At 38.1% G+C, this 15265-nt stretch carries 9 protein-coding genes; all 9 read left to right on the forward strand.

Annotation, left to right across the window (positions count from 1 at the left end; genetic code table 11):
* Window positions 1-322 precede the first annotated feature (322 nt).
* The gene (locus MUB18_RS08095; protein ID WP_248755580.1) at window positions 323-3334 is read left to right on the forward strand and encodes a SusC/RagA family TonB-linked outer membrane protein; all 3012 of its coding nucleotides are present in this window, start codon (window positions 323-325) and stop codon (window positions 3332-3334) included.
* A 70-nt stretch (window positions 3335-3404) separates the two neighbouring features.
* Window positions 3405-5147: a RagB/SusD family nutrient uptake outer membrane protein gene (locus MUB18_RS08100; protein WP_248755581.1), complete on the forward strand. Its 1743-nt coding sequence runs from the start codon at window positions 3405-3407 to the stop codon at window positions 5145-5147.
* A 188-nt stretch (window positions 5148-5335) separates the two neighbouring features.
* Window positions 5336-6412, forward strand: a complete 1077-nt coding sequence (rhaT, locus tag MUB18_RS08105) for an L-rhamnose/proton symporter RhaT (protein WP_248755582.1) — start codon at window positions 5336-5338, stop codon at window positions 6410-6412.
* Between the two features lie 16 nt (window positions 6413-6428).
* Window positions 6429-8537: a bifunctional aldolase/short-chain dehydrogenase gene (locus MUB18_RS08110; RefSeq protein WP_248755583.1), complete on the forward strand. Its 2109-nt coding sequence runs from the start codon at window positions 6429-6431 to the stop codon at window positions 8535-8537.
* A gap of 77 nt (window positions 8538-8614) precedes the next feature.
* The gene (locus MUB18_RS08115; protein ID WP_248755584.1) at window positions 8615-9889 is read left to right on the forward strand and encodes a TIM barrel protein; all 1275 of its coding nucleotides are present in this window, start codon (window positions 8615-8617) and stop codon (window positions 9887-9889) included.
* 10 nt (window positions 9890-9899) lie between these two features.
* Window positions 9900-11258 (forward strand): FGGY-family carbohydrate kinase, encoded by a 1359-nt coding sequence (locus MUB18_RS08120; protein WP_248755585.1) that lies wholly within the window; start codon window positions 9900-9902, stop codon window positions 11256-11258.
* Window positions 11259-11269: 11 nt separating this feature from the next.
* Window positions 11270-12586 (forward strand): rhamnogalacturonan acetylesterase, encoded by a 1317-nt coding sequence (locus tag MUB18_RS08125; RefSeq protein ID WP_248755586.1) that lies wholly within the window; start codon window positions 11270-11272, stop codon window positions 12584-12586.
* 116 nt (window positions 12587-12702) lie between these two features.
* Window positions 12703-14064 (forward strand): glycoside hydrolase family 105 protein, encoded by a 1362-nt coding sequence (locus MUB18_RS08130; protein ID WP_248755587.1) that lies wholly within the window; start codon window positions 12703-12705, stop codon window positions 14062-14064.
* Between the two features lie 55 nt (window positions 14065-14119).
* Window positions 14120-15061, forward strand: a complete 942-nt coding sequence (locus MUB18_RS08135) for a glycoside hydrolase family 43 protein (RefSeq protein WP_248755588.1) — start codon at window positions 14120-14122, stop codon at window positions 15059-15061.
* Window positions 15062-15265: the final 204 nt, after the last annotated feature.

Consider the following 15265-nt stretch of genomic DNA (forward strand, 5'->3'; position numbering starts at 1 on the left):
TTTTTAGTGAATAATTTCCTCTCCTGAATAGATTTTGAACCTTATTGAATCGATTTCAAACCGTTTATAAGCGAATCCGCTATAATTTTGACCTTATAAGGAATTCGAAAATAGCTCAGCAGCGTGTTTCTTTTTCTTAACAATGGAACTGTATCGAGCGATTTTCTTGAGTTTGATAAGAACCAATTATAAACAAAAATATAAACAATACGACGATGGGATCAAGTTGAAATCAACCTGTAGGGGGATTATAGGATAATGGTATGGTCCTATAATAAATTGAATAAAATAGTAATTCTAATCTAAAAACCAATTGTAAATTATGTTAACCCACTATTGCAATAAATACGCAAAAAACACATTGCTATTAAATAGTTTATTTTTAATAGCGATGACTACTTATGGTCAAGGAACTTCCATAAAAGGAACTATTCGAGACGCTTCTACAGGAAGAAATATAAGTAATGTCACCGTAAAGGTAAAAGGAAGTTCTGCAAGTACACAATCAAATACGGGCGGTAGTTTTACCATTCAGGCAAATATCGGAAATACCTTAATTATTTCTTCAGTAGGATATCAGGAAAAGGAAGTGATCGTGCCTCAGGGGGGTGTTGTCGATGTTACGCTTATTCCATCTGAAAATGTACTTGAGGAATTAGTTGTGGTCGGATATGGAACACAAAAGAGATCGGATGTTACGGGGTCTGTGGCATCAGTACCAAAGGATCGATTGTCAAAAATTCCGGTTACGAATGTGATGCAGGCTATCCAAGGTGCCGTATCCAATGTGACTGTTTCGCAGGCATCCTCTATACCTGGAGATGCACCTTCTACTCAAGTTAGAGGTAAGAACTCGATCAATGCATCTTCAGAACCGTATATTGTCGTTGATGGAATTCCGCTATCGCGTACAGATGGTTCTATTAATGATATCAATCCCAATGATATTGAGTCTGTCGAGATCTTAAAAGATCCATCAGCTGTTGCGATTTATGGTGTGAATGGTTCTAATGGTGTTATTTTGATCACCACAAAGCGCGGTACATCCGGAACCCCGCGTATTCGTTACAGTGGTTATGGCGGTGTAGAAAATGTTGCACATATTCTTAAGCCCGTTTCGGGAGAAGAGCTTTTAAAGCGTTATGCTGAATATTCCCGCATTAATAATAGTCCGCTATATAATGGTGGTCCGGTTCGCAATCAGTATGAGTTTGATAATTACACCAATGGTGTGACCACAGACTGGTTAGATGCGGTGATGCAGACAGGTGTGATCCAGAATCACAATGTCAGTTTATCAGGAGGAAGTGAGAATGCCAAATACTATGTCTCTGGAGATTATCTGGATCAAAAAGGAGTTTTATTAGGATACAACTATAAAAGGTATTCATTTAGAACGAATACAGATTTTAAACCAACTAAATATTTATCGGTAGGTACATCATCTTATATCATAGCGCATAATAGAGATGGTGGACGCGCGAGTCTTCTACAGGCTGCTGCAATGAGCCCTTATGCCAAAATGTATAACGATGACGGCACTTTAACACAGCATCCCATGTATTCGGAACAGCTTTGGACCAATCCACTTTTGCCAACGACATTAAATCCAGAGCGTCGTCAATTTAATATCACCCTCAATGGTTATGCAGATCTTAATTTTGGGGAGCTTTACAAACCGCTGGCTGGTCTGAAATACAAACTAAATGCAGGATATTCTTATGTCCCTGGTCGTACTAATGAATATGAAGGGGAGAGTGTTTATAATTTTGCCGGGATGGGTCGTATCACAAACAGTGAATCTCAGTCGTATACAGTAGAGAATATATTAACATATAACAAGGATTTTGGTAAGCATCATCTTGATTTCACAGGATTATATGCCTCCAAAAGTAAATATTGGCAACAAGCTATTGCTACAGGAGAGGTATTCCCTAATGATGCCTTGGAATGGGGTAATCTAGGTGCTGCTGCTACACAGAAAGTGTCTTCTCAAGCCGATTTGTACCGTTCTATTTCTCAAATGGGTAGATTAAATTACTCTTACGATAGCCGTTATTTATTTACAGCAACTGTACGTCGAGATGGAGCCTCAATTTTTGGTAGGAACAATAAGTATGGCGTATTTCCATCTGCCGCTGCAGCGTGGAATATACATAATGAATCGTTCATGAATAGCACTAAAGATGTGGTGGACAATCTAAAATGGAGAATATCTTACGGTATTTCTGGAAATGAAGCTATTGGAATTTATGAAACGCTTTCGTTGATGAATGCCAGTACCATCGCGATGAAAGGCTTATCCAATACGGCATTGAATATACGTACACGGATGGGAAATGATAATTTGGAATGGGAAAAAACAAAAGGATTAAATACGGGGATTGACTTTGGGTTATTCAAAAATAGGTTAAGTGGAAGCATCGATGTGTATAAAACCAATTCTTATGACATGCTTTTATTACAACGCCTTCCAAGGCTTACTGGTTTTGAAAACGTATGGTCTAATATTGGAAAAGTTTCCAATACAGGTATAGAGTTCACGTTGAATACCAAAAATATCGTGAAGGATGATTTTAATTGGTCCAGTACGGTTGTATTCTCTCGCAATAAAAACAAGATTGTAGAGGTATATGGTGACGGTAAGGATGATGTTGGCAATAGATGGTTTATCGGACATCCAGTTGGTGTCATCTATGATTTTACGAAAGTGGGGATATGGCAGGAAGAGGAAATAAAAGCTGGAGCTAATAAAGGATGGGATGAACGTGCCGAAGCAGGAAGTGTAAAATTAGCGGATCTAAATGGTGATGGTCTGATCAACGAAAGCGACCGATCAGTATTGGGACAAACTGCTCCGAAATGGACTGCTGGACTTACCAATACATTTAGCTATAAAGCATTTTCATTAAATATTTTTATCAATACGGTGCAAGGAGCACTACGCAATAACCCGCAGATCGGTTCGGCTGCAGATGAAATGGGTCGCAAAAGCACGCCAGCAGAGTTGGGCTATTGGACTCCTGAAAATAAAAGTAACGAATGGCGTTCATTGAGTAATCGTTCCAATGTATATGGTTATGGGTTTCCATCAAATGCAAGTTTTACACGGTTGAAAGATGTGACCTTAAGTTACAATATGCCACAAAATACCTTGAATAAATTGGGTATCAATGGGGCTACGGTTTATGTCAGTGGCCGAAACCTATATACATGGACCAATTGGATTGGCTGGGATCCTGAAGCTCGAGATATCACTCGTGGATCTGCAAATGATAACCTAAACTATCCAATGGTTCGCACCTATGTACTTGGAGTTAATTTAACCTTTTAATGAAATCATGAAACCATCATGAGTAAACGCTCATGATAGCTTCATCACCGATAAAAAACAATATATACTGATGAAAAAATCAATAAATATTCAAAATAAGTTATTACCTGTCTTTGCGATCTTTTTGTTAGGTTCTGCATCTTGTAGTAAGAATTTTCTGGAAGAGAAACCCTATTCTAATTACGAAGCTGGAAATAGTGATCCATCAACAATAGAAAATAGGGTTTTAGGTTTGCATGCGACTTTTGGTCAATTGTGGGGTTACAGTGGGCGTCAAGGATTTTTGTCGTGTTGGCAGATCGGTACTGATATCGCAAATGCTGGTTCTACGGAAGGTGTGGAAAATCCTTTTTTTCAATATGCCGATCTCAATCCAGAAAATGGTGGAGTAAGTTACTTATGGCAACGCTGTTACGAGTTTATTAACAATGCAAATAGCATTATCGAAGCTGTAGGAGGTACTAATCCAAAGGCAGCAGCAGAAGCAAGATTCTTTAGAGCTTATGCTTATCATATGTTGGTCACGCTATGGGGCGATGTGCCTTTGTTGACTACTTCTATTAAAGTTCCAACGTTCAACTATGTACGAAATTCTACTGTAGAAGTGGACAAAGTGATTGTTGAAGATCTGGAATATGCGGCTAAGGAATTGGCTAATGTTGGAGAAGCTGCTGCACCAAGCCGGATCAATAAAGATATGGCAAGACAATTGGCCGCTGAAGTTTATCTTCGAATGGGCATGAGAGATCCTGCTTATTTTGCTAAAGCAGAAGCCATGGCAACAGCCATCATTGAAAGTGGCAGTTATAAATTAATTGACAGTCGTTACGGCAAATACTTAAATGAGGGAGGGGATGCTTTTCGAGATATGTTTAGACAGGGTAATATGCGCCGCGCTCAAGGAAATACCGAAGCCATATGGACTTTTGAAGTTGAATTTAATCGCGAAGTGAATGGTGGAACCATCGATAATCCGCAGCATCGTCGTGTATGGCAACCTTCCTATCATAAGTGGGATGGAATGTTAAATGCTGATTCTCTAGGTGGAAGGGGTAATGGACGTTTGAGATTAAGCAATTTTATGAAGTATACAGTCTGGAAAGGACTTCAAGGTGATATTCGGAATAGCAATTATAATATCCGAAGGACTACGAATTATAATCGACCTAATATGACCGTCAACAATGTTGTAGTAACACCATGGAGTACAGAAATCGGTCTGGATGCCGATGGTTATCGTGTTGCTAAAGGTGCAGGGGTTAGAAATGTGACGATAAAAACTGGTGATAAAGTGATTCCTTTTCGTACAGACAGTCTGGAAGTATGGTATCCTTTCCCAACTAAATGGGGTGGTTATGATCCTTTGGATGATTTTGGTTACGCATTGGTCAAAGATTGGCCAGTTATGCGGTTTGGAGAAACGTATCTATTAAGGGCAGAGGCACGTCTGAGACAAAATAACCTAGCTGGTGCGGCTGATGATATCAATAAGTTGAGAGACCGTTCTTTTAAAGAAGCTCGTAGTCAAACTGGAAATACAGCTCTAGGAAGGGTTCTAGCATCAAACATGACCATTGATTTTATCCTTGATGAACGTGCCCGTGAATTGATATCAGAAGAAAATCGTAGGATGACCTTAGTGAGAACGAATAAACTTAAAGAACGTATTGGATTAAATGGTGATCAAGGACCTGCGAATAAAATCATCAGTGGTTTCCAAGATTATAATGCTTTACTTCCTATTCCTTTGAGTGAAATTCAATTAAATAATAAAGAGGGAGAGGGTCTTAAACAAAATTTAGGTTATAAATAATCTGCTTTATGCCATTGTGATAACTTTAAAAAGGTCAATTTTCAGCATATTGAAAATTGACCTTTTTTGTTAGACACGCCTTGATGCTTTTAGCGGTGAGTTTGGTGCGGCTGTACATAACAGTGCATAACAGTTTACGTGCAGAAATCTTTTAATTTAGTTGATGTCAAATACCTAAAATATATCATATGAATGCTGTTTTCGGAGTATTATTCCATTTCATTGGCGGGTTTGCGTCAGGAAGTTTTTATGTGCCCTACAAGAAAATAAAGGGATGGTCATGGGAATCTATGTGGATCTTGGGAGGGTTATTTTCTTGGATTATCGTACCACCTATAGCTGCCTGGTTAACCATTCCAGATTTTGTAAACATCATCCGATTAGCCAGTTATTCTACATTGAGTTACACGTTTATATTTGGTCTTTTGTGGGGCATAGGCGGACTAACCTATGGTTTGGGGGTTCGGTACCTGGGTGTTTCTTTGGGTAGTAGTATTATTCTTGGTTTAAGTATGGTTTTTGGATCATTGATGCCGAGCATCTATTATTTCTTTAACGAAACGGCAGGCAAACATGGTATTGATTATTTTTTTACTACTCAGTCAGGTATCTGCATTTTGATCGGCTTATTGATTTGTGTCATTGGTGTTTGTTTATGTGGTCAAGCTGGTATATCAAAAGAAAAAGACCTCACGTCACTTTCCACGGAAACTAAATCTGATTATAATTTTGGTTTAGGCATTGTGGTCGCTATTATTTCGGGTGTGCTCAGTGCGTGTTTTAATTTTGGAATCGAGTCTGGTAAACCCTTGGCCGATGTCGCCAATGAATTATGGAAAACGAATCATCCTAACCATGGAGAGTTTCTTTATCAAAATAACGTTACCTATATCATTATTCTTTGGGGTGGTTTTACGACAAATTTTATCTGGTGTGTCTATCTGTTGTTTAAAAATAATACCTTTTCAGATTATACCAAAGCAGATGCTCCGAAAGGTAAAAATTTATTGTTGTGTGCGTTAGCGGGTACAACCTGGTACTTGCAATTTTTCTTTTATGGAATGGGTGAGAGTCGCTTGGGTAATGGTGCCAGTTCTTGGATTCTTCATATGGCATTTATTATTTTGATTTCAAATGCTTGGGGGGTGGTACTAAAGGAATGGAAGGGAGTGAATAAAAAAACATATCGATCCATAATAGCTGGAATAGTGACAATTATTATTTCAATCTGTGTCGTCGGATTTGCAAGAACTTTAGAAAATTAATTTAATATATATAGCAGTGAAAACGTACAAAAATGTCAATTACTTGTGGGACGATCAAAAAGCGAAATCATTGGAAGGCGATGAAGTTGCTTTATTATTATATCGTTCAAATATTTTAGGCGCAGATCTAAGAATTACCAATTATGGAGGAGGTAATACTTCTTGTAAAGTCTGGGAGAAAGATCCACTCACAGATGAAGATGTTGAAGTGATGTGGATAAAAGGATCTGGAGGCGATATTGGTACTTTGAAAAAATCAGGACTTGCAGCATTATATCTGCAGCGTTTACGTCATCTAGCAAATGTCTATAGAGGGATCGATTATGAAGATGAAATGGTGGAATTATTCAATCACTGTATTTTTGATTTAAGTTCTAAGGCTCCTTCGATTGATACGCCATTGCATGGTTTTCTACCTTTCAAACATATTGATCACTTACATCCTGATGCTGCAATCGCAATAGCCGCAGCAAAAGATGGAAAGAAAATTACGGAAGAACTGTTTAATGGTGCCATTGGTTGGGTGGATTGGCAACGTCCCGGATTTGATTTAGGATTACAACTGCAGGCTTGTCTTCATGCAAATCCAGATATCCGCGGTATTATGTTGGGATCTCACGGTTTATTTACCTGGGGGGATACTGCTTACGATTGCTATATCAATTCACTGGATATAATTGAAACCTGTGCCGCATATCTGGAAAAGAATTATGGTCAAAGAGGTCCTGTATTTGGCGGACAAAAGATCGAAAGCCTCCAAAAGGAAGACCGGAATGCTCAAGCTTCAAAATTAGCTCCTATATTAAGAGGATTTTGTTCAAGCGAACGTCATATGATCGGACATTTTACAGACGATGAACGCGTATTGGAATTCATTAATTCTCATGATCTGGAGCGATTAGCTCCTCTGGGAACAAGTTGTCCCGATCATTTTTTAAGAACTAAAATTCAGCCTTTGGTACTCCACTTGGATAAGTCAGAGAATTTGGATGATGTGGAAGAACTGAAAACAAAATTGGAACCCTTATTTGAAGACTATCGTTTGATGTACGAGAAGTACTATGAAAATTGTAAGCATGATAATAGTCCCCTTATTCGAGATAAAAATCCAGTCATTGTTTTATATCCTGGAGTAGGTCTGTTTTCATTTGCAAAAGATAAACAAACTGCTCGTGTGGCTGCCGAGTTTTATACCAATGCCATCAATGTGATGAAAGGTGCAGAAGCTGTTAGTGCGTATACAGCGCTGCCAAGGCAAGAGGCTTTTGATATTGAATATTGGTTGTTGGAAGAAGCCAAATTGCAACGTATGCCGCGACCTAAGGCTCTTTCAGGTAAAATTGCGCTAGTGACCGGAAGTGGTGGGGGTATTGGTAAAGCTATAGCAAAGAAAATGGCACAAGAAGGAGCTGTTATTGTGTTAAATGATATCAATGCCGAACGACTTGCAGCTTGTGAGCAAGATTTTGTATCGGAATTTGGTAGAGATGCCGTTATTACCACGATCCTCGATGTAACCAATGAAGCGCAGATTAAACAGGCACTTAATGATGCCGCATTGGCATTTGGAGGTGTTGATATCATTGTCAATAACGCAGGATTATCCATTTCTAAAACGATTGAAGATCATACTCAAAAGGACTGGGACTTACTGTACAATGTATTGGTAAAAGGTCAGTTTTTAGTTACTCAAGCAGTTACTCCAATCTTGAAGGGACAAAATATAGGGGGTGACATTCTTAATATTGTTAGTAAAAATGCGTTGGTCAGTGGTCCTAACAATGCGGCTTATGGCAGTGCTAAAGGAGCACAGTTACATTTAAGCCGTTTGTGTGCTGCGGAATTAGGTCTATCAAAAATACGCGTAAATGTGGTTAATCCTGATGCGGTTATTTCTGATAGTAATATTTGGGCCGGTGGATGGGCAGAAGGCCGCGCACTAGCATATGGTGTAAGTGTTGAGGAATTGCCAGCTTATTATGCTAAACGTACTTTATTGAACGAGATTATTCTTCCTGAGGATATTGCAAATGCTTGTTTTGTTTATGTAAGCGGTTTGTTAAATAAATCTACAGGAAATGTTCTGAACGTCGATGGCGGGGTTGCAATGGCATTTGTACGCTAATTAAAAGCAATTAGATATCGAGTGGAGGAAATTCACTCGATATTTCTTTAAATTATTAATCATTAACCCATTTAATTATGATACTAAACAAACAGGTCGTAGATCAACATAATAATCAATTACTCGATAAACATAAAAGAAATTTTACTCATCTCTCTTCGGATATTACCCATCTAGACTACATTTTAGAAAAGCTTCAGCAATTTCAAATTGCAATACCTAGCTGGGCTCTTGGTACTGGTGGTACCCGTTTTGGACGATTTTCTGGTGCCGGAGAGCCAGGAAATTTGGAGCAAAAATTAGAAGATGTCGGATTATTGCATGCTTTAAATAAATCCAGCGGAGCGATTTCTTTGCATATACCTTGGGATATCCCTACAGACGCTAACAAAATAAAGGAATTGGCAGATTCTTTAGGGATCGCATTTGACGCAGTGAATTCGAACACCTTTCAAGATCAACCCCATCAAGCCTACAGCTATAAACATGGTTCATTGCATCATGTCGATCAAAGAGTGCGTAAGCAGGCTGTTGATCATAATATTGAGGTGATTAATTATGGAAAATCACTTGGCTCTAAAGCGTTAACAGTTTGGCTGGCTGATGGATCGTCTTTTCCGGGTCAATTGAATTTTCGTGAAGCATTCCAAAATACGCTTGCTAGCTTACAAGAAATCTATCATCACCTTCCAGAAGATTGGAAATTATTTGTTGAGTATAAAGCATTTGAACCTCATTTTTATTCCACCACAATTGGAGATTGGGGACAATCATTATTGCTGGCCAATAAGCTAGGTCCCAAAGCGTATACCTTGGTTGATCTGGGGCATCACTTGCCGAATGCAAATATTGAGCAGATCGTGTCTTTATTGTTGATGGAAAAAAAATTGGGTGGTTTTCATTTTAATGATAGTAAATATGCCGATGATGATCTTACGGCAGGGAGTATCAAGCCTTATCAACTCTTTTTGATCTTTAATGAATTAATCGATGGGATGGACCTTCACGGTATGGATCACGCTTCTGGTTTAGGATGGATGATTGATGCTTCACACAATTTAAAAGATCCGTTGATTGATTTATTGCAATCTGTAGAAGCCATTAAAATTGCTTATGCACAGGCGTTGTTGGTTGATCGTGAAGCTTTAAAAAAGGCACAGCAAAGCAATGATATTGTGAAGGCCCAAGAACTATTGCAAGATGCTTTCCGAACAGATGTTAGAGCGCTAGTGGCGGAGGCAAGATTGCGGATGGGAGGGGCAATTGATCCTGTCCAGCTTTTTCAAGAAAATGAAATCAGAAGTCAATTAATCGCGGAGAGAGGTTTAAATACTGTGGCAACGGGATTATAAGAGCGAAAGCATGAATGATAAGAAAATTCCAGTTGTTGCTATTTTTGATGTTGGTAAAACAAATAAGAAGCTGTTTCTTTTTGATGAGCATTATCACATCGTATTCGAACGTTCGGCTCGGTTTTTAGAAACAACAGATGAAGATGGTGATCCATGTGAGAATCTAGAAAGCCTTCGTTTGTCTGTATTTGATTCTCTTCATGAGATATTTCGAAAAAATGAATTTGAAATCAAAGCAATAAATTTCACTTCTTATGGGGCTAGTTTTGTTTACATTGATGAGCATGGACGCCCATTGACACCGCTATACAATTATCTCAAAGAATTTCCAACTGCTATTCAAGAGGATGTATATGCAAAAAATGGTGGCAAAGAATCATTTTCGATGATTACCTCTTCGCCAGCTTTGGGAAGCCTAAATTCAGGCTTCCAACTCTTGCGGTTGAAAAAGGAAAAACCAGCTATATTTAAACAGGTTAAGTTTGCGCTGCACTTGCCGCAATACTTAAGCTTTCTGGTTTCTGGAAAAACATATTCGGATATGACCAGCATTGGCTGTCATACGGGTCTTTGGGATTTTGAGAAAGGTGATTATCACGATTGGGTGAAAGAGGAAGGTATACAGGAAAAATTGGCTCCTATTGTACAGGGAAACGAGGTATTTGATGGCGCATTTCCAGGTAGCCCTTATCGTGTTGGACCTGGTTTACATGATAGTTCATCAGCCTTGATACCTTATTTGTTGAATTTTCATGAACCCTTTATTTTAATCTCTACAGGTACTTGGTGTATTGCTTTCAACCCTTTTAATCATCGTGCTTTAACCGTTGATGAGTTAAAACAGGATTGCTTATTTTATCAATCCTATGCAGGAACTCCTGTGAAGGCTTCTCGATTATTTGCAGGTTATGAACATGAGTTGCAATCGAAACGAATCGCTGATTTCTTTCAGGTGACGACTGCTAAATTTCGTAATCTACAAATTAATTGGTCGATTGTTGATCAATTATCATTGTCGGAAATTGACAGTGATTTAAAGGCTTTTTCAACAATACCATTAGAAAGATTTCAAAATTACGAAGAGGCTTATCATAGTTTAGTCTTGTATTTAATCAAGGCGCAGGTTCAATCAACTAAGCTTATTTTAGACACCAATCAGGTATCTAGAATATTTGTCGATGGCGGGTTTAGTAAAAATCATATTTATATGAATTTATTAGCAAAGGAATTTTCTGAAGTGGAGGTTTTTGCAGCCTCTATGGCGCAAGCGACGGCATTGGGAGCAGCTCTGGTGATCCATGAACATTGGAATACTCAATCTATCCCTAATGATATTATTGAGTTACGTTATTATAGAGCAAATTATTAATCTTCTTGCACATGGAAAAAATATTTCATCGAATTTTAAGCACCATATTGGGGGGTATTTTTTGTATGACGATATTCACTTGCACGTATGCTCAGGAGCAATATATTTACAGTTTTGGTTCCAAAATAAAAAAGGAGAAAAATGAAATAAATATCAATGATGCGATCCGTTATGATTCGCAGAGCGGTTTTGGATTTGATTTTGGGACAGAAAAAAATATTTTTCTTAAAAATAACTGTTTGATCAGCGACAAGCCTTTTTATTTCTCTTTTAAATTATCAGAAGGTGCATATAAAATAACAGTTCGATATGCTCCTCAAAAAAATAGTTTTACGAGTACCATACGTGCTGAGTCAAGACGCAATTATTTAAATCAGTATGTGGTCCATTCAACCGGAATGCCTGAACAAACATTTGTGGTTCAGGTAAAAGATGCAAAAATTAGTACAACAGAAACCATAAAATTAAAGGAAAGAGAACGTCATAAATTGGATTGGGATGATAAATTGACATTAGAGTTTCAGGGGCAAAATTTTATTGAATCTATTCGAATTGAAAGCGCAAAGGATATAACGTCTATCTTTTTAGCTGGAAACTCTACTGTTGTGAATCAAGAAGAAGAGCCATGGGCATCTTGGGGACAAATGATACCCGCATATTTTGACGATCAAGTCGTTGTGGTCAACCAGGCGGAGTCTGGTCTCTCGCTAGGATCATTTCTTTCTGCTTATCGATTCAATAAAATATTGACAGATGCTCAACCTGGTGATTATCTATTTGTAGAATTTGGACATAATGATCAAAAAGAAAAAGGCGAATATGCAGGTGCATTTTTATCGTATTCGGATAGGTTGAGACTATTTGTAAGGGAGTTTAGGAAAAAAGGAGGTACTCCTATTATTGTCACTTCTACAGCACGAAGAGCTTTTGATGATGATGGAAATGTTGTCAATACTTTAGGTGATTTTCCAGAAGCGGCTCGAATGGTTGCCGATGAATTGAATGTTCCTGTCATTGATCTCAACTTGATGACAACTCAATTCTATCAGGCATTGGGAGTTGAAGGTTCAAAAAAAGCTCTTGTTCATTATGCTGCAGGAACTTTTCCTAATCAACCTGAGCCACTAGCTGACAATACTCATTTTAACACTTACGGTGCTCATGAAATAGCATTGATGGTTTTACAAGGTATTGAGAAAAGCAAATTGCCACTTGCCAAACATATTCAAAATTTTGATGGGTATGACTCCATTCATCCAAATGATTGGAAGAAATGGAATTGGCCCCCCAGTATGATCACTGGTGCCACAAAACCTGATGGTAATTAAATGAAGTCAATGTGACGCCATAAAATTCTGAATTAAGGAGGAAAGTTGAAACGGAATCTTGTTTCTAAATATCAATTTTAGGGACAATCAATTATAAAAATATTAAACCTAGAACGATGATTTTAAAAAAAAGGATTTACAGTCTATCTTTTTTGTTGTTACTATTAGGAAGTCATTCCTTTGGACAGCAGGTGGGGAGTACCATCGAATCCAATGATTCAAATACGCCTTTACATTTACTACAGCCGGATTATCCTGTTCGTTATGGTGAAGTGACAACATCGGGTATTAAAAAAACAATAGATCGCGTATATGCTTATTTGAATAATGTCACTCCTGTGATGTTGGAGCATGCGCAAAGCCATAAGCCAATAAAAGATATTCATCTGATCGATACGAACAGTATTTTTAAAAAAGGTGATTTTCGATTGATCAGTTATGAATGGGGGGTGACTTATGGTGCTATGCTTCGTGTCACGGAAACCACTCATGATCAAAAATATGCTGATTATACACATCGTCGATTAGAATTGATTGCAGATGTTCTCCCTCAATTTCGTGCTTTGGAAGAACAATATCCGGGTTACCGCTCGCCTGTACATTCGGTATTGCAACCACATGCTTTGGACGATGCTGGGGCGATGTGCGCAGCTATGATCAAGGCACAGCGATCCAATGCCCTAAAAAAGGATATTAATGGCATTACTCATCATTACATTGACTATATTTTAAATAAAGAATTTCGCTTGAGCGATGGCACTCTGGCACGAAATAGGCCTCTACCGAATACACTTTGGTTAGATGATCTGTATATGAGTTTGCCTGCTTTGGCACAGATGTCTATGTATAGTGAAGATCCTCAATATATGGATGAAGCGATCCGGCAATTTTGGTTATTTACTGATAAAATGTTTTTACCAGAGAAGGGTTTATATCGGCATGGCTGGGTGCAGGATATGGATCCGCATCCTGCATTTCATTGGGCCAGAGCCAACGGGTGGGCATTATTGACTATGGTCGAACTTTTGAATGTATTATCAGATAAACATGCCGCTAAGGGTGCATTATTAGCACAGTATAAAAAACATGTGCAGGGTTTGGCATCCCTTCAAGATGGTACAGGTTTTTGGCATCAGTTGCTGGATCGAAATAACTCTTATTTAGAAACATCGGCAACAGCAATTTATGCGTATTGTATAGCTAGGGGCATCAATGCGGGCTGGTTGGATAAAAAAGCTTATGGACCTATGGTTCTTCAAGCCTGGAATGCCGTTGATTCTCAAGTCAATCATGAGGGGCAAGTTATGGGTACTTGTGTAGGTACAGGTATGGGGTTTGATCCTGCTTTTTATTATTTTAGGCCTGTCAATAAATTTGCGGCTCATGGTTATGGTCCTGTTTTACTTGCTGGTGCTGAAATATATGAATTGATTAATAATAATAAGTACGTGATCAACGATAGTTCGGTACAGTTTTAATTTTTGGATATAGCGATCAGTTTAAAGTAATTATGCATAATTTGAAAGGATGATGATGAAAAAACTATTTCTTTTCCCACTATTGTTGTTATTGGGATTTTGTGTCAAGGGACAATCTTCTGTTTATCTCTTTTCCTATTTTGTAGATAATGGCGCTGATGGATTGCATCTTGCTTACAGTTTGGATGGTCTAAAATGGGAACCCCTACACCATGGTAAATCATTTCTCAAGCCTATGATCGGGAAAGATAAACTGATGCGTGATCCTAGTATTTGTTTAGGTCCAGATGGAAATTTTCATTTGGTATGGACAACTGGATGGTGGGATAAGAGTATTGGTTATTCGTCTTCTAAAGATCTTATGCAGTGGACAGCACAAAAGTCTATTCCTGTCATGGAGGAGGAGTCTGAAGCAAAAAATGCTTGGGCTCCTGAGGTCTTTTATGACAAAGCTGAGCAACAGTACCATGTCATGTGGGCAAGTACGATACCTGGACGTCATCTGGAAGTGAATACAAGTGCGAGTGAGAAAGGATTAAATCATCGTATGTATAGTGTTTCCACACGAGATTTTACTGTTTTTTCTAAAACCAGTTTATTTTTCAATCCAGATTTTAGCGTGATCGATGCGGCTATTTTTCAGAAACATAACGACGAGTATATGATGTTTCTGAAAAATGAAAACTCTAATCCACCAGAAAAAAATATCCGATTTACGGTCAGTAAAAGTTTAAAAAATGGGTTTCCTACAGAAGTTTCTAAACCGATCACCGGTAGCTATTGGGCTGAAGGACCTGCTCCTCTTCTAGTAGGCGAATATATCTATGTCTATTTCGATAAATATCGTGACCATCAGTATGGTGCAGTCCGTAGTAAAGATGGTGTAGATTGGGAGGATGTTTCGGATCAGGTTAGTTTTCCAAAAGGGACAAGGCATGGTACTGCTTTTAAGGTAGATCGAACGATATTGGAAAATATATGGAGAGCCAGTGAGTAATTGTACTCATAAATTTTAGCATTATAGTTTCGATATTAACTTCTTATAAAAGGAATAGGTGACATAAAAAAAAGGTTTTCAGACAGGGAGAATGAAAACCTTTGTAAAAAAACCAATTCACTTATTATGATAAAAATTTATGGACTTCTTTGATCATTTTAGTTATGTTGCTATCAAGTATACTAACTTTTATGAGGAAGAAGA

Source organism: Sphingobacterium sp. PCS056 (genome assembly GCF_023273895.1).
Lineage (GTDB): Bacteria > Bacteroidota > Bacteroidia > Sphingobacteriales > Sphingobacteriaceae > Sphingobacterium.

Excerpts from the sequence above, each read along its gene's own strand:
- MUB18_RS08095 (WP_248755580.1), top strand. The coding sequence starts at position 323 with ATGTTAACCCACTATTGCAATAAATACGCAAAAAACACATTGCTATTA.
- MUB18_RS08100 (WP_248755581.1), top strand. The coding sequence starts at position 3,405 with ATGAAAAAATCAATAAATATTCAAAATAAGTTATTACCTGTCTTTGCG.
- rhaT (WP_248755582.1), top strand. The coding sequence starts at position 5,336 with ATGAATGCTGTTTTCGGAGTATTATTCCATTTCATTGGCGGGTTTGCG.
- MUB18_RS08115 (WP_248755584.1), top strand. The coding sequence starts at position 8,615 with ATGATACTAAACAAACAGGTCGTAGATCAACATAATAATCAATTACTC.
- MUB18_RS08120 (WP_248755585.1), top strand. The coding sequence starts at position 9,900 with ATGAATGATAAGAAAATTCCAGTTGTTGCTATTTTTGATGTTGGTAAA.
- MUB18_RS08125 (WP_248755586.1), top strand. The coding sequence starts at position 11,270 with ATGGAAAAAATATTTCATCGAATTTTAAGCACCATATTGGGGGGTATT.
- MUB18_RS08130 (WP_248755587.1), top strand. The coding sequence starts at position 12,703 with ATGATTTTAAAAAAAAGGATTTACAGTCTATCTTTTTTGTTGTTACTA.
- MUB18_RS08135 (WP_248755588.1), top strand. The coding sequence starts at position 14,120 with ATGAAAAAACTATTTCTTTTCCCACTATTGTTGTTATTGGGATTTTGT.